The sequence below is a fragment of the Bacillus sp. SYZHCR11 genome (genome assembly GCF_057196865.1).
The window spans coordinates 259,445-275,098 of sequence record NZ_JBXUND010000003.1 but is presented as its reverse complement, the minus strand read 5'-3'; the positions used below and the strand labels follow the sequence as shown (position 1 = coordinate 275,098).

At 47.7% G+C, this 15,654-nt stretch carries 14 protein-coding genes and 1 other annotated feature; of the genes, 1 reads left to right on the top strand and 13 read right to left on the bottom strand.

Features of this window, described 5'->3' with window-relative positions; all coding sequences use genetic code 11:
- Position 1: 1 nt before the first annotated feature.
- The 10 genes from minC to AC2CGA_RS13110 form a co-directional block, all read right to left on the bottom strand.
- Positions 2-682 (bottom strand): septum site-determining protein MinC, encoded by a 681-nt coding sequence (gene minC / locus AC2CGA_RS13155; RefSeq protein WP_003152653.1) that lies wholly within the window; start codon positions 680-682, stop codon positions 2-4.
- A 53-nt stretch (positions 683-735) separates the two neighbouring features.
- A complete protein-coding gene (gene mreD / locus AC2CGA_RS13150) occupies positions 736-1,254 on the bottom strand; it encodes a rod shape-determining protein MreD (protein ID WP_003152650.1) in 519 nt (172 codons plus the stop codon).
- Entirely contained in the window at positions 1,251-2,114 is an 864-nt protein-coding gene (gene mreC / locus AC2CGA_RS13145) for a rod shape-determining protein MreC (RefSeq protein WP_003152649.1), read from the bottom strand. The genes mreD and mreC overlap by 4 nt, the downstream gene beginning before the upstream one ends.
- Positions 2,115-2,144: 30 nt before the next feature.
- On the bottom strand, positions 2,145-3,158 hold the full coding sequence (mreB, locus tag AC2CGA_RS13140; protein ID WP_003152647.1) for a cell shape-determining protein MreB: 1,014 nt from the start codon (positions 3,156-3,158) through the stop codon (positions 2,145-2,147).
- A 91-nt stretch (positions 3,159-3,249) separates the two neighbouring features.
- Entirely contained in the window at positions 3,250-3,945 is a 696-nt protein-coding gene (gene radC, locus AC2CGA_RS13135) for a RadC family protein (protein ID WP_032856927.1), read from the bottom strand.
- 31 nt (positions 3,946-3,976) lie between these two features.
- Positions 3,977-4,546 carry a Maf family protein gene (locus AC2CGA_RS13130; RefSeq protein WP_032856929.1) on the bottom strand — a complete coding sequence of 190 codons (570 nt, stop codon included), beginning with the start codon at positions 4,544-4,546 and terminating at the stop codon, positions 3,977-3,979.
- 141 nt (positions 4,547-4,687) lie between these two features.
- Positions 4,688-5,689: an SPOR domain-containing protein gene (locus AC2CGA_RS13125; protein WP_052586396.1), complete on the bottom strand. Its 1,002-nt coding sequence runs from the start codon at positions 5,687-5,689 to the stop codon at positions 4,688-4,690.
- Between the two features lie 126 nt (positions 5,690-5,815).
- Entirely contained in the window at positions 5,816-6,568 is a 753-nt protein-coding gene (locus AC2CGA_RS13120) for a prepilin peptidase (RefSeq protein WP_003152643.1), read from the bottom strand.
- 139 nt (positions 6,569-6,707) lie between these two features.
- Positions 6,708-8,000 carry a bifunctional folylpolyglutamate synthase/dihydrofolate synthase gene (locus AC2CGA_RS13115; RefSeq protein ID WP_058906256.1) on the bottom strand — a complete coding sequence of 431 codons (1,293 nt, stop codon included), beginning with the start codon at positions 7,998-8,000 and terminating at the stop codon, positions 6,708-6,710.
- A gap of 58 nt (positions 8,001-8,058) precedes the next feature.
- Positions 8,059-10,701, bottom strand: a complete 2,643-nt coding sequence (locus AC2CGA_RS13110; protein ID WP_003152640.1) for a valine--tRNA ligase — start codon at positions 10,699-10,701, stop codon at positions 8,059-8,061.
- Between the two features lie 58 nt (positions 10,702-10,759).
- Positions 10,760-10,981 (bottom strand) — a binding site (T-box leader).
- 172 nt (positions 10,982-11,153) lie between these two features.
- Between AC2CGA_RS13110 and AC2CGA_RS13105 the strand changes: the two genes are divergently transcribed.
- Positions 11,154-11,345 (top strand): hypothetical protein, encoded by a 192-nt coding sequence (locus AC2CGA_RS13105; RefSeq protein ID WP_003152639.1) that lies wholly within the window; start codon positions 11,154-11,156, stop codon positions 11,343-11,345.
- 14 nt (positions 11,346-11,359) lie between these two features.
- Here the strand turns inward: AC2CGA_RS13105 and ysxE are convergent, their stop codons facing one another.
- From ysxE to hemL, 3 genes are all read right to left on the bottom strand, one after another.
- On the bottom strand, positions 11,360-12,382 hold the full coding sequence (gene ysxE, locus AC2CGA_RS13100) for a spore coat protein YsxE (protein ID WP_138093663.1): 1,023 nt from the start codon (positions 12,380-12,382) through the stop codon (positions 11,360-11,362).
- A gap of 33 nt (positions 12,383-12,415) precedes the next feature.
- Positions 12,416-14,212 carry a LysM peptidoglycan-binding domain-containing protein gene (locus tag AC2CGA_RS13095; RefSeq protein ID WP_484480215.1) on the bottom strand — a complete coding sequence of 599 codons (1,797 nt, stop codon included), beginning with the start codon at positions 14,210-14,212 and terminating at the stop codon, positions 12,416-12,418.
- A gap of 132 nt (positions 14,213-14,344) precedes the next feature.
- Positions 14,345-15,634 carry a glutamate-1-semialdehyde 2,1-aminomutase gene (hemL, locus tag AC2CGA_RS13090; RefSeq protein WP_003152633.1) on the bottom strand — a complete coding sequence of 430 codons (1,290 nt, stop codon included), beginning with the start codon at positions 15,632-15,634 and terminating at the stop codon, positions 14,345-14,347.
- Between the last annotated feature and the right edge of the window lie 20 nt (positions 15,635-15,654).

The following is a 15,654-nucleotide window of genomic DNA, read 5'->3' as shown; positions in this document are numbered from 1 at the left end:
TTCACATTCCTCCCTCAAGCCTTGTTAGATCAGGTCTTAAATGAGCCAATTGCTGAAGGCGTTCAATGACCATATTTCCGTCAGTATCTAAATAAGCACATTCCATGTCGTTCCCTTTTTGAATGTGGTCTGGGGAGCGATTTAACACGTGATTGATCCTCAATTGTGTCGGCATCATTTCGGATGCGGCGATCACAGCCCGGTTATTTCCGTTATAACCCGCGTGGGCAATCCCTTTTAATGAACCGAGAACAAATATATTTCCTCCGGCTCTGATCGTACCGCCGGGATTCACATCTCCGATTAAAAGCAAATCTCCCGTCACGTGAAGCACCTGGCCCGAACGGACGATTTTGGAAACCGAAACAATTTCCTGCTCCTCTTTCATCCGCTGCGCTTCTTCTTTGGCGATGACTTCACTGTCAATTGAATGCACGACTAAATCTTTCTTTGACGCGATCAGATCAGTCAGCTGCTCTGCCTGTTCCTGATACAGATACCGATGCCCGAGTTTAATATGAACACTGATTTTTTGGCCTTTGCCATCAGTATATTGTTCAATCGACAGCATGTTTTGAAGACCATCGAGGAGCTCATCAAAAGAACACGCATCATCCAGATGCAATGTTAAGCCGTTTTTTGTTCCTTTTATTGTTACATATTGCTGCTTTTTGGTCTTCATCAATGTTCACCTCAACAACATACTCTTTTCGTCAAAAAAAGATAAAATCCTTTTTACTCATCTCTTAATTCTTTCTTCAGACTTATATAAAACAGCCTGAAGGGCAGGACTAATATAACGGCTCCCGCGATATTCAGCAAAGCGGTCGGCAAGAACCGCTGAATGACAAAATCGTTAAACGTCATAGTGCCGCTGCGGATTAACGTCTGAATGCCGTAGACGTAAAATTCAAGCACACATACGCTCAGCACCGCGACCAGAATGACCATCAGGGCGTTTGTCTGCAGCACTTTAAACGCTTTGGCCGCCAGATAGCATAATCCGGCAAAACCAAACATATAAACGCCTAAAACACCCGTATAATTGATGTCATAAAGAAATCCGAAAATGAAACCGTAGATCACCGCATGCTTTTGGTTGATATAAGCCGACATAAAAATCAGCGCAAGCAAAAGAAAATGCGGAACGACCTGCTGCTCGACGGAAACGAAAGGAAAACGCACCAGATCGGTATAGATGCTTTCCGCACAAAAGACCAAAATCATAATCAAAGGGAGAAGGAAACGTTTCACGATCCTTCCTCCCCTGTTGCTACGCTTCGGTTCACGACGATGACATGGTCAAGATCGTACAAGTCGGCAGCCGGTTTCACATAAGCGATTTTCGTCAGGCCGTAAGCATCTGATTCTACATCGGTCACTTCGCCGACCGTCAGCCCTTGAGGAAATACGCCGCCCGTTCCGGAGGTCTCCACGAGGTCGCCTTTTTTCACTTCACGTTTTTCATCCGGTTCAAGGATGGTCATTTTCAGGGTCTGTTTCTTTTTATCATACCCTTCAATTAAACCGTAGCCTTTGCTTCCCTTTTTGCCGGAGATTTTGGTGGCCACTCTGTTATTGCGGTCAACATCGCTCAGCAGCTGAACGGCGGATGTGAAACTGTTGAGTCCGCTGCTTTTGATCTTCCCGACCAGCGCACCCTTTTCGTTCGTGACAGCCATGTCTTTGGCCACTTTGTGCTTCGTTCCCTTATTGATCATGATCTGCTTGTACCATTGATCAGGGTTTCTGGCGATAACGGTCGCTAAAATCGGATCATAGTCGGAAATTGATTTGACATGCCCGAGTTCATCACGCAGCTTCTTGTTTTCATCTTTGAGTTCTTGGAGCTTCGCTTCATATTGTGTCTGTCCGTCCAGCTTTTGTCTTAAGCGTTCGTTTTCTTTGTACGTGTTTTTCAGGTCTTTTATGTCCCCGAAGAACCCTGCAAAATATTCGGCAGGCGTGTGAAAAATGTTTTGAAATACTCCCGTCGTATCACCGATCAGCTTTTCAGGCCAGGTGGTATTACGGCCGTTCTTCAGCGAGAATCCAATCATAGCCACCAATATGATAATACACAGAAGTAATAGCATTAACCGTTTGTTCGGCATCGTGATACACCTCTTCTATTTAACTCCTGATTATCTTGTTTTTCCTTTGAAAAGATGGATGTGCTCCAGTGCTTTTCCAGTGCCGATCGCAACACAATCCAGCGGATCTTCAGCGATAAGAACAGGCATTTTCGTTTCGTCGCTGATGACTTTGTCGAGATTGCGGAGCAGGGCGCCTCCCCCTGTTAATACAATACCTCTGTCCATAATGTCAGCGGCCAGCTCAGGCGGTGTTTTTTCAAGCGTGCTCTTCACCGCATCAACGATTGAGAGAACTGTATCACGCAGTGCATTTGCAATTTCCGTTCCCGTGATTTCGATCGTTTTCGGCAGACCTGTCAGAAGGTCGCGGCCGCGGATTTCCATTGACGCATTTTCTTCACCGGTTTCTGCTGAACCGATTTCCATTTTAATGGCTTCCGCCGTACGGTCACCGATCATCAGATTATATGTTTTTCTGATATAGCTGATGATTGAGTCGTCCATTTCGTCACCGGCTACACGGATTGACTGGGACGTGACAATGCCGCCTAAAGAAATGATCGCCACTTCAGTTGTTCCGCCGCCGATATCAACGACCATGCTGCCCGTCGGCTCCCATACCGGAAGATTCGCGCCGATTGCTGCCGCAAACGGTTCTTCAATCGGATAAGCGTCACGTGCGCCCGCTTGTCTTGTCGCGTCGATGACCGCCCGTTCTTCAACGGCCGTAATACCTGACGGCACACACACCATAACGTACGGCTTTCTCGCAAACAATCCTTTATTTTTCACAGCCTGATTAATGTAGTATTTCATCATTGTCGCAGTTGTTTCATAGTCAGCGATAACGCCGTCTTTCATCGGACGGAGCGCAACCACGTTGCCCGGAGTTCTTCCGATCATGTTTTTCGCATCGTTACCGACCGCAACGATTGACTTCGTATCCGTTTGCAGAGCAACGACAGACGGCTCTCTCACTACGATTCCTTTACCTTTAACAAACACAAGCGTATTCGCGGTTCCCAAATCTATACCAAGGTCTCTTGTACCAATTCCGAACATATGTATGTATCTTCCTTTCTTAAAGCAAAAATACCCTAAAGGGAAAAACTCATAAAATCTATTATATCTTAAATCAACGAAAAAAAAAGTGTTACAAATATCCTTTTTCCTTTAAACTCACAAATTTTTTATCACCAATGACCAAATGATCCAGCAGCCCGATGCCGATTAAATTTCCGCACTCAAAAAGCCGCCTGGTTACCTCTATATCTTCCCTGCTCGGTGTAGGATCTCCTGAAGGATGATTATGAACGCAAATGAAGGACGCGGCGGATCGTTTGAAAGCTTCTTTAAACACCTCCCGCGGGTGGACAATAGATGAATTCAGACTTCCGATAAAAACGGTGCGTTTATGAATGACTTGATTTTTGGTATTTAAATATAAACAGACAAAATGCTCCTGGGTTAAAAAGCGCATATCCTCCATCACATACTTCGCCCCGTCTTCCGGAGAGCGGATGACGCAATGCTCCCCGGCGGATGTCTTATGAATGCGGCTCCCCAGCTCAATTGCGGCAAGAATCTGAACGGCCTTCACCGTTCCGATTCCCGGAATGCTGGAAAGCTCCTGGGCAGAGGCGCCTTTTAACAGGCGCAGCCCGTCAAACGTCCGCAGCAGCCGGTGAGCGAGGTTCATGACGGATTCATGTTTCGTTCCCGTCCGCAGCAGGATGGCGAGCAATTCATTGTTAGAGAGATGTTCGGCTCCGAAGTGCAGAAGCCGCTCTCTCGGTTTTTCTTTTTCGGGGAAATCTCTTAATTTTAACGGCAGATCACGGATGATCAACCCCTCCTTGTTCCCCTTCCCGGTTTGAACATCAAGCTTTTATATTAAATTCTTTCAAGGCTCTCATTGTTTTAGCGACAGGAAGCCCGACGACAGAATAAAAATCACCGTCTATTTTTTTCACTAAAAGCGCGCCTTTTCCTTGGATGCCGTATGCACCTGCTTTATCCATCGGTTCTTTTGTTTCAATGTAGAGCTGTATGTCGTCTTCACTGAGCGGCCAAAACGTCACTTCCGTTGTGTCACAGAATGTTTCTTTCCGGTCATGCGTCTGAATGCTGACCGCCGTAATGACTTGATGGCTTCGGCCGGAAAGCCTCCGCAGCATCTGTGCCGCTTCTTCCCTGTCACGCGGTTTGCCGAGGCACTCGCCGTCTATGCACACCATCGTGTCAGCCCCGATAACGACTGCATCGGGATTTTCGGCCAATACAGCACTAGCTTTTTGCTCGGCCAAACATTGGACGTTTTCTTCCGGCGAAAGGTTTCGATTTAATTTTTCTTCTGTGCGGCTCGCAATAATGCTGTAAGGAATCTGAAGAAGATTAAGGAGTTCTTTTCTTCGCGGAGATTGTGATGCGAGTATTAAGCGTTTTGTCATGGTTGTCATCCTTTCAGGGTTTGCTTAAGAAAAAAAGATACTTGTCTATCCTACCAAATCAAACGGGCAACCACAATTTCAGAAAAATAACTTTTTGATGACAAAATAAAAAATCCCGCCGGATGACGGGAAATTGAGATACTATTTTACAACACTTAAAAGCTCTTTTTGGGCTTTCCAGCCGGATTCCGAACCCGACGTTTCCAGTTCTTTCAGCGCTTGAAGCACGGCCTCTTTCTGCTTTTTGTCAGCGGCGTCTGCGCCGTCTGCCGCTTTTGCCGCTTCAGCCACTTCCGTTTTTGAAAGATTTTTGCCGGTAATCGCTTTGGCGGAGAGCTCAGATGCCTGTTTAAAAGAGTCTTCCAGCCCTGAATCGACCGCAAAGCTGAGCTCCTTTCCGCCCCAAGCCTCAAAATCATGGTCTATCAGTGTCTGACCCAATTGCTGTGATAAGCTTTTTTCCGCTGCAAGCCCGGCGATCACGTATGTGTATCCGTCTTCTTTTGCCAGAGAGACGGCCGAGTATCCTTTTTCAGTCAGCTGGTCAACAAGCGTTTGCGCTCCTTTTTCTGATGAAAATTTTCCGGCCTGCACCGCATATGTTTTATAGTTTCCCGCTGAAGATTCCGCATCTCCTGTGCCGGCTGTTTCAGATTTGTCTTTAGAAACATCTCCCGCTTTCACCGTCTGCCCTTGTGAACCTTTGTCAGCTGATGCCGGAGCGGAGGCTTCTTTACTTCCCGACATATTTAAGGCGACAAGGCCGAGCCCGGTGCCTAAAACAGCCGCAACGGCAATTGTCGTGACCGCCTTTTTAACTGGAGAAGACGGCTGCTTTTTTTTCGGAAAATGAGGGCCGTTTTTTTTCTTCTGGTATGGCGGAACGACTTTCGGGTCATCTTCAAATACCTCAGAATTCTTCTCATGATCCCAATTGAAATCTTCTTCTTTCGGATCTTCATGGGATGCGGCAGTCTCCTGTTCCGCCTTTTTTGTTTCTTCCCAATTGGAAAATGTGACGGTCTTCTCCCCGCCTTCATTCACATCTTCTTGTCCATACATCGTTTCTTCTTGTCCGTTAATGGTTACTTTAAGGGCATTGTTTTTAGCTTTGCTGTGCTTTTTGCTCTTCCTTTTTTTCAACGTCTCTTCCCCCTTGCATTCGTCTTGGCCGTACCTTGAACTGATCATGGTTCACACTTTAGCATAGGCGAAAAAAAAAAGAACAAGACTTTTGTCGTCTTGTCCAAAAAACGTTCGCCAAATTTTTCAAGCCCCGCCTGAAGCGAGCTTGATGTAAAACGAAAACAGCTCATCACCGTATAAATAACTCAAAGCGCTCCCGGCTGAGATGGCCGGCGCAAACGGAAATGGCTGCTTTTTACCAAGACTGCCCCGGGCTGCAGCGCACATACCGTATACCGCTCCGATCATAACGGAAAGAAAGAATGCAATGAGCACGAGCTTCACGCCGAGCGTCAGGCCGATCACCCCAAACAGTTTCACATCACCTGCGCCGATGCCTCCTTTACTGACAAACATGATAAAAACAAGCAGAAAAAATCCGCAAACGGCTCCGGCAAACCCTGCATACCATGAATCCAGCGGAGAAAACATTCGGCCGGCGATGAAAAGCGGAAGAAAAAACAGCAGAACTTTGTCAGGAATCAGCATATATTGCAGATCCGTCATAGTAACAATCATGAGGAGAGACAGAAATAACAGCGCGACTAACAGTTCTTTTGAGAAACCGAAATGAATGCCTGCAGCCGTGAATAAACACGCCGTCCAGCATTCCGCCGCCGGATACATAACCGACAGCTTCGCACGGCAGTTTCTGCATCTGCCTCTTTGCAGAATATAGGAGACGACGGGCACAAGCTCCCCCCAGGAGAGCGGCAAGCGGCAAAACGAACAGGATGAACGCGGCGAAATAACCGAGATTCGCAGCGGGATACGGCACGCTGCTGTATAAAAAAAAGAACCGAAAATCAAGCCGAGAAAAAACAGAATCAAAAGCACTCAGACCACACCTTTACTATCAATCTGGCTCAGATTATAGCAAAGAAAAACACCATGACTGAAATGGCTGAAAATATATTTTCAGCATAAAAACACCCGGCAAAACCGGAAAATGGTCTGCCGGGCATCCGAGGGGCTGTCAGATAAGCCGCTTTCTCATCTCTGAAATAAAATATAAGGAGCCGGTAATGATGATGACATCATCCGCCCCGTCTTTTTGTTCTATCCATTCTTTCACACTGTCCGGGTTCTCATCGAAGCTCTTAGATGCAAGACTGCTTGCATTGTAAAGGGCTTCGGCGCTTGAAGCACGCGGAAAGTCAAATGATACAAAGTGAATGGAATCCGCTTCGGTTTCAAGCTTTTTAATCATTTCCTGATACGGTTTGTCTTTTAATGCGCTGAATACGACATGGACGTTTTTACCGGCAAAGCGCTGCCGGATCGTTTCTGTCAGCGTTTCAACACCCTCTTCGTTATGGGCGCCGTCCGCAAACACTAAAGGGCGGCTTTGAAGACGTTCAAATCGGCCCGGCCAGGAAGCTTTTTTCAGGCCGTTTCGCATCGCTTCTTCTGAAATGACTGCGGCCTCCAGGCGATTCAGCCATTCAGCGGCCAATATCGCCAATGCCGCATTCTGCCTTTGGTGAATGCCGATCAGCGACGTTTGAATGTCTTCATAGCATTTCGTTTCTGTTTCCAGCGAAAAGCTTTCGCCGGACGGAAGCGCCGCTTCATTAAACAGTCTGCATGTTTTATAAAGTGACTGATACGGAGCCTGCTTTTTTTCGGCTTCCGCTTCAATAACGCCGAGTGCTTCCGGCTGATTGACGCCCGTAATGACCGGAATGGAATTTTTAATAATACCGGCTTTCTGCCCGGCGATCTCCTCGATGGTATTGCCTAAAATGGCCATATGGTCATGTCCGATACTTGTAATGACCGACAGAAGCGGTTTCACAATATTGGTTGAATCAAATGTGCCGCCGAGCCCCGCTTCAAAAATGACAAAATCGATATCAGCCCGCTTCGCAAAATATAAAAATGCACACGCTGTAATGATTTCAAATTCCGTCACCGTTCCGGCATCGGTCTTATCAAGCTCATCGACTATCGGTTTTATGTCAGTAACGAGCGTTCTCCATTCCTCATCGGTAATCGGCGTGCCGTTGACGCTGATTCGCTCATTAAACGTAATCATGTAAGGCGATGTGAACGTGCCGACCGTATAACCGGCTTCTTGAAGGACGGAACGGATAAAAGAAACGGTTGATCCTTTGCCGTTTGTGCCCGCCACATGAATGGCGCGAATGTTCTTTTCCGGGTGTTCCAGTTTTTCCATCAGCTTTTCCATACGGAGAAGGCCCGGCTTAACGCCGAACTTGAGTCTGCCGTGAATCCAGCTGATCGCTTCTTTGTACGTATTAAACAATGAAATCCCCTCTTTTATACGACAAGGCGGTTTCTTAGGAAACCGCCCCGCTGTTTTATCAGCCTTTCAGCTCTGCAATCCGCTGCCGGACAGCTTCGCGTTTTGCCGTGTAGTCTTTCTCTTTTCCGCGTTCTTCTTCAATGACATGCTCAGGAGCTTTTTTAATGAATCCTTCGTTGCCGAGTTTTTTCTGAACGCGTTCGACTTCTTTTGTCAGCTTGTCGAATTCTTTTTGCAGACGGGCGATCTCCTCATCAATGTTAATCAGCCCTTCAAGCGGCAGAATGACTTCCGCTCCGGTGACGACCGCTGTCATCGCTTTGTCTGCCGCAGCGATATCCGTCCCGATTTTCAGCGTGCTCGGATTCGTAAAGCGTTCAACGTAAGAACGGTTCTTCTCAAGGCGGCCGGCAATGTCTTCGGTAGATGTTTTAATGTAAAGTTCAACCTGCTTGCTCATCGGCGTGTTGACTTCGCTCCGGATATTGCGGACAGAACGGATTAATTCAACGAGCAGTTTCATATCCGCCGCTGCCTCTTTATCCGTATGTTCCGGCACCGGAACCGGCCAAGAGCTGATCGTGATTGACTCACCTTCATGAGGAAGGTGCTGCCAGATTTCTTCCGTTAAGAATGGCATAAACGGGTGAAGAAGACGCATCGTCTGGTCAAGCACGTATGCCAGAACAGACCGGGTTGTTTTCTTCGCCGCTTCATCTTCCCCGTACAGCGGAAGCTTCGCCATTTCGATATACCAGTCGCACACATCGTCCCAGATAAAGTTGTACAGGTGGCGTCCGACTTCACCGAATTCATAACGATCCGCAAGCTGTGTTACGTCTTCTATCGTTTCATTCAGTCTTGTGAGGATCCACTTATCAGCAACTGATTTTTCACCGGACAGATCAAGCTCGTCATACGTCATGCCGTCCATGTTCATTAATGCAAAACGGGAGGCGTTCCAAATTTTATTTGCGAAGTTCCATGTGGATTCCACTTTTTCATAGCTGAAACGGAGATCCTGTCCCGGTGAACTTCCGGTTGCCAGGAAATAGCGCAGGGAATCCGCTCCGTACTTGTCGATGACATCCATCGGGTCCACGCCGTTCCCAAGGGATTTACTCATTTTTCTGCCCTGCTCGTCACGGATTAAGCCGTGAATCAGCACGTCTTTGAACGGACGCTCGCCGGTAAACTCAAGACCTTGGAAAATCATCCGGGATACCCAGAAGAAAATGATGTCATATCCCGTTACAAGTACATCGGTTGAGTAATACCGCTTAAAGTCTTCAGCGTTTTCATCAGGCCAGCCCATTGTAGAAAACGGCCAAAGCGCGGAGCTGAACCATGTATCAAGCACGTCTGAATCCTGCTCCCAATTTTCGCTGTCCTCAGGCGCCTCAAGGCCGACGTACACTTCTTTTGTTTCTTTATGATACCAAGCCGGGATGCGGTGGCCCCACCACAGCTGACGGGAAATACACCAATCACGGATGTTTTCCATCCAGTGCAGGTACGTTTTCTCGAAACGGTCAGGAACGAAGTGAACCTTCTCTTCTTTTGCCTGAAGGTCAACCGCAGCATCGGCCAGCGGCTGCATTTTGACAAACCATTGTGTGGACAGGTACGGCTCAACAACGGCGCCGCTTCTCTCACTGTGGCCGACAGAATGCATATGGTCTTCGATTTTAAAGAGAACGCCGGATTCCTGAAGATCTTTGACGAGTTTTTTGCGGCATTCAAACCGGTCCATGCCGTTATATTGCAGCGCTTTTTCATTCATTGTTCCGTCTTCATTCATGACGAGAATCCGCTCTAAATTATGGCGGTTTCCGAGTTCAAAGTCATTCGGGTCATGGGCAGGCGTGATTTTAACGGCGCCTGATCCGAATTCCATATCAACATAATCATCGCCGACAATCGGAATTTCGCGGTTTGTAATCGGCAGAATCACCGTTTTGCCGATTAAGTGCTTGTAGCGCTCATCTTCAGGATGAACCGCGACAGCCGTGTCGCCAAGCATCGTTTCCGGACGGGTGGTCGCGATTTCAATTGAGCCTGAACCGTCTGCTAACGGGTAGCGCAAATGATAAAACGCGCCCTGTACGTCTTTGTAAATCACTTCAATATCGGATAAAGCCGTTTTTGTGGCAGGGTCCCAGTTGATGATATATTCGCCCCTGTAAATCAAGCCTTTCTCATACAACTTGACGAAGACTTCACGCACGGCTTTGTTCAGCCCTTCATCAAGAGTAAAACGTTCACGTGAATAATCGAGTCCGAGTCCCATCTTGGCCCATTGGCTGCGGATGAAATCAGCATACTCTTCTTTCCACTTCCACGTTTCTTCTAAAAACTTTTCACGGCCGAGGTCATAACGGCTTGTGCCCTGTTCGCGGAGTTTCGCTTCGACTTTTGCCTGAGTGGCGATGCCGGCGTGGTCCATGCCCGGAAGCCAGAGCACGTCATAGCCCTGCATGCGTTTCATACGCGTAACGATATCTTGCAGCGTCGTATCCCACGCATGTCCGAGGTGCAGCCTGCCCGTCACGTTCGGCGGCGGAATGACGACAGAATACGGCTGTTTCGTTTGATCGCCGCCCGCTTCAAAATATTTTCCTTTCAGCCAAAAATCATAGCGGCCTTTTTCAATCGCAGACGGATCATATTTTGTCGGCATTGTTTGTTCGTTTGTATCCATGATAACCCTCCAGCATGTTTAGAAATGGCTGAGCAACTAAAAAAGAGCCTTCATCCTGATAAAGGACGAAAAGCTCTTTCGCGGTACCACCTTTTTTCATGAACAGATTTGTTCATGCACTTAAACGGATAACGGGTGCGGCCCGAATTTCTCTACTGTATGTTCAAGAAATTATGCTCCCGGGCGACCTTCCAATGAGACGGCATAAGAAGCCTTTCAGCACAGTAGCTTCTCTCTCTTCATGCGTCTTTCTTGTACTCTTCCCGTTCAAAGCAGGTGTATTTATATCAGCTCATGATCTTATTTAGTATGTTCTTTATTATAGTAAAAGTGTTTTTGATTCGTCAATCATCTTTTCCAAAAACCGCTGCCGTCATACATAAATGAGCATGCACCCCGCTCTTCCCCTTACATACGATACATAGAAAGGCGAATGTGAGGAGGAATTGCCCGTGAGAAAAAAATTCAATTCTTATTCGCTCCCCCAGTGGGCCAGACAGGTCCGCCTTGTATCCGTGCAAGTCATTATCCCGATTACGATCTTTCAGGGGATCAGGACGATTTTCTTTCCGACGACTTTTGATGTCCTGCTGCTTGCCATCCTGCTGTTTTTAGCGTGCGCCCTGCATTTGGAATGGATATAAAAAAACGAGTCCCGTTATGAAGAGGACTCGTTTTCCGCTTTTATTTTTTTCTCCCGCTCAATCTGATGAACCTTCATGAGAAAAGGCTCAACATTTTTCATCTGCCAAAACGCTCTTAATAATTGCGTGCACTCTTCTTTTTCAGAGCCCCTTTGGCCGGTCTGATACCGTTTCAGCACTTTGTACATGGCGGACGGATAAGCCATATAGCTGAGAAACAGACTGATTTCCGCTTCACGGAGCGGGAATGATTTGTGATACGTATAAAACCAGTCCAGACATTCCGGACATGCTTTCGGATAGCTTCTGAACATTCTGGAGTAAAAGCCGAGCAGGTCATTTTGCGGAGGGCCCAGCGCAGCTTTCTCGAAATTCGTGAAAAAGCCCGATCCCGCATCATTATACAGAAAGTGGCGGCTCGATAAACTGCCGTGGTTGATCACCGCTCTCGTCTTGTCATGATCCTTTGCCGCGTCAAACCATTCTTCCAGACGTTCCAGAGCAAAATTGACGGCGGAAACCGTTTCTGTAAGATACGTAACGGCCTGCAGTTCAAAAGGTGAAAGGTACCACTCTTTTTCCGCCCGGTCGGCGAATTGTTCATAGACAAGCTTATCATTTTCCCAATCTCTTTTCGTTGCTTCATAAAAGCCGCTGATATCTTCAGTCCGGATTTGGATGTCCCGCACAGTCGCAGAATGGAGCTTCGCGACCTCTTTAAAAAGGTAAACATGTTTTTGATCCCGTTCTTCCTCCTGATCGTACTGAAGCCAAGGCATTAAATAATAAGAATTCTCCGTCTGTCTCCCCGCAAAAAAATCGCCGGCATACGTGCGGCAGATCGGCACAAATGATCGGTAGCCTTTCTCCTCAATCTCAATCATAAGATCCGTAAATTCACTGCTGCGGGCCGGCTTGAGCTGTTTCAAAGCAAAAATGCCGTAGTTTGAGTAGACCTTCCAAACATGCGGGCTGACAGGCTCAATATACTCAGCCGTCAGCCCGTATTCCTGAAGCACTGATTGGACTGCTTCCATTCCATTCACCACATTTTTACGGCCTCTTTGTGCTTACACATGGCTGTTATTATATTCAGGTATATACAGAAGCTGACCTTCCTCAAGCTCGTCATCAAACGATAAAGCATTCGTTCGGATGAGCTGCTGGGATGTAATGTCATATCGTTCACACACCCGGTCGATTGTATCTTGCTGCTGCACGATACAAATTTTCATTCTTGAAAACTTTTCTTCTTCCCTTGTAAATAATTTTGTCAAGTAATGAGAGTTGTCATTTTCCTTCTGCTCGGTTCCCGGTGCCGCTTCTTCATTCTTTCTTTCAGGCTTAAGCGGCTCAGGCTGTTCAGCTTTCGCCGGCTCCTCAGGCGGCAGTTTGGAAAACTGAAAAGACAAATCGAGAGGCTTCCCGGTTTCCTCCTCCGGCGGCGCCATCTTCCTTACCTCAATTTCAAACCCTTCTTCATCATGAGCCTCTTCTTCAAGCAGCTTAGGAGCGCTGTAAAACTCCTCTTCCTGCCGTTCCGGAACGAACTCGCGATAAACGGGCGCCTGCTCCTCTTGAAAAACCGCAGGCTCATCTTCGTCTTCTGCCGCCTTATGATCGCTCTGACGGAGAAGCGGCTCGGCCTCTGGCTGCTCTTCTTTTTGAAGGAAGGGCTGTTCCGCAATTTTTGGTTTTTCTGCATGCGGAGTCAGAGTGAAAGCAGGGAAAACCGGTTCGATATCATCTTTCGGCTCTTCCTGCACTTCTGCTGAATCATCCTCAAATACGGGTTCATTCCTCACAGCTGACATGATTGCAGGCTCCTCAGCTTCTTCCGGCTCTTCTTCGTGCTGGAAGGAAACGGGAGGAGGAGGCTCAGTAAAGGAAACAGGTTTAGGCACCTCTTCTTGCTCCCTCAGAATCGGGGCTGCTTCCTGCTCTTCTTCTTCTTGCTCCCTCAAAACCGGGGCTGCTTCCTGCTCTTCTTCCCGCTCCCTCAAAATCGGGGCTGCTTCCTGCTCTTCTTCTTCTTGCTCCCTCAAAACCGGGGCTGCTTCCTGCTCTTCTTCTTCCCGCTCCCTCAAAATCGGAGCTGCTTCCTGCTCTTCTTCCTGCTCCCTCAAAATCGGGGCTGCTTCCTGCTCTTCTTCTTCCCGCTCCCTCAGAATCGGGGCTGTTTCCTGCTTTTCTTCTTCCCGCTCCCTCAGAATCGGGGCTGCTTCCTGCTCTTCTTCCTCTTGCCTGAGTAAAGGCGGGATTTCTTCCTCGTTCTTCTCTGTTTCTTGTGCTGCTTCTTCTGATACAGTCAAAGGTATTTCAGGCTCATGGCGTATCATTAATTCTGGTTCATTTTCGTCCTCAGAATGATGTCCGGCAAGATTGATCATTTCTTCTCTGGCAAATTCAGGCGCCACGTACAAAGGGATCTCCGGCTCTTTCGGCTCGGATTCCTCAAGCAGCCCTTCAATTGCCAAATCAGCTTGAATGGTTAAGATCCTTGAATCCGTCAGCTGATAATCAAAGGCATCAATAAATACGAAAACATCATTGAGGTGGCTCACTTTATTTTTCGGAATCGTGATGTCCACCGGGAAACAATGAATGAGCTCGGCCGTGCCATCCTCCCTCGCCCTCACTTCCTCTACATGCCTCAGCTCCCTATCAAGCTCTTCAAAATGACTGCTGTGATCTATGTTGTACTCGCCAGTAAGTTCTAATGATCCTTTAATTGAGACATAATCATTTACTTCCTGCACCCTGATGTCAGGGTCTAATGAAATCGAAAGTAATTCAGAAACTTCCTGTCCTTTTTGGAAACAGATTGATTCTTCAACAGAAAATTGCAATCGGTGATTATGCGGCAAGTTCATATCCTCCTTTCATCTAATCCATACAATTAGATGTCACTAAAGGTGTATGCCGCAATCCGGGAAAATATGATAATGGAGGCATTGAAAAAAGCCGATACAAGTCTTGCTTGCATCGGCTTTTCGGTATCAGCGGCTGATCGCCTGGAACACTTTCTCAGCGGCTTGAATGGTATTTTCAATATCCTCCATTGTATGCGCAGTGGAGAGAAACAATCCTTCAAATTGAGACGGCGGCAGAAATACGCCTGCGTCGGCCATCCCTTTATAATACTTGGCGAACAGCTTTAAATCAGAAGATTTGGCTGCTTCATAGTTAATGACAGGCTCATTGGTGAAAAAGAAGCCGATCATTGACCCCGCCCGGTTAAACGTGTGCGGAATGCCATGTGCTGCAGCTGCTTTTGAAATGCCTTCTTCAAGCATATCGCCTTTTTTCACAAATTCTTGGTATGATTCAGGTGTGAGCTGCTGTAACGTCTCAAGTCCCGCTGTCATGGCAAGCGGATTTCCAGACAATGTTCCCGCCTGGTAGATCGGACCGCTCGGCGCGATTCGTTCCATAATGTCAGCTTTGCCGCCATACGCACCGACAGGAAGACCTCCGCCGATGACTTTGCCGAGACACGTTAAGTCAGGCGTCACGCCGAAATACCCTTGCGCACAGTTATAATCCACGCGAAAACCGGTCATGACCTCATCAAAAATGAGCAGCGCGCCATACTGTTCCGTAATGTCGCGAAGTCCTTGTAAAAAGCCTTCCTGCGGCGGAACAACGCCCATATTGCCTGCTACCGGTTCAACAATGACCCCGGCAATATCTTCACCGTACTCCCGGAATGCGAGTGCAACGCTTTCCAAGTCGTTGTATGGAACGGTAATCGTATTCATTGCTATTCCTTCCGGCACGCCCGGGCTGTCCGGCAGCCCGAGTGTCGCCACTCCGGATCCCGCTTTGATCAGCAGCGAATCACCATGGCCGTGGTAACAGCCTTCAAATTTTAAAATTTTGTTGCGGCCGGTGTATCCTCTTGCCAGACGCAGGGCGCTCATTGTCGCCTCTGTGCCGGAGCTGACCATCCGTACGATTTCAACAGACGGCACACGGTCAATGACCAATTTGGCCAGTTCGTTTTCCACTTCAGTAGATGCCCCGAAACTTGTCCCGTTCTCGGCTACTTTTTTCAGGCTTTCAACGACCCTGTCGTTCGTGTGGCCCAAAATGAGCGGCCCCCAGCTCAGGACGTAGTCGATATATTCATTGCCGTCAATATCAAAAATTTTCGATCCTTTTCCGCGCTGCATAAAGATCGGATCCATATCAACTGATTTAAACGCGCGCACCGGGCTGTTCACTCCGCCCGGCATCAGTTTCTGCGCTTCTTTAAAAGCGGCTTTTGATTTTTCATAGCTTCTCATCTGCCTCAGCTCCCGTCAAA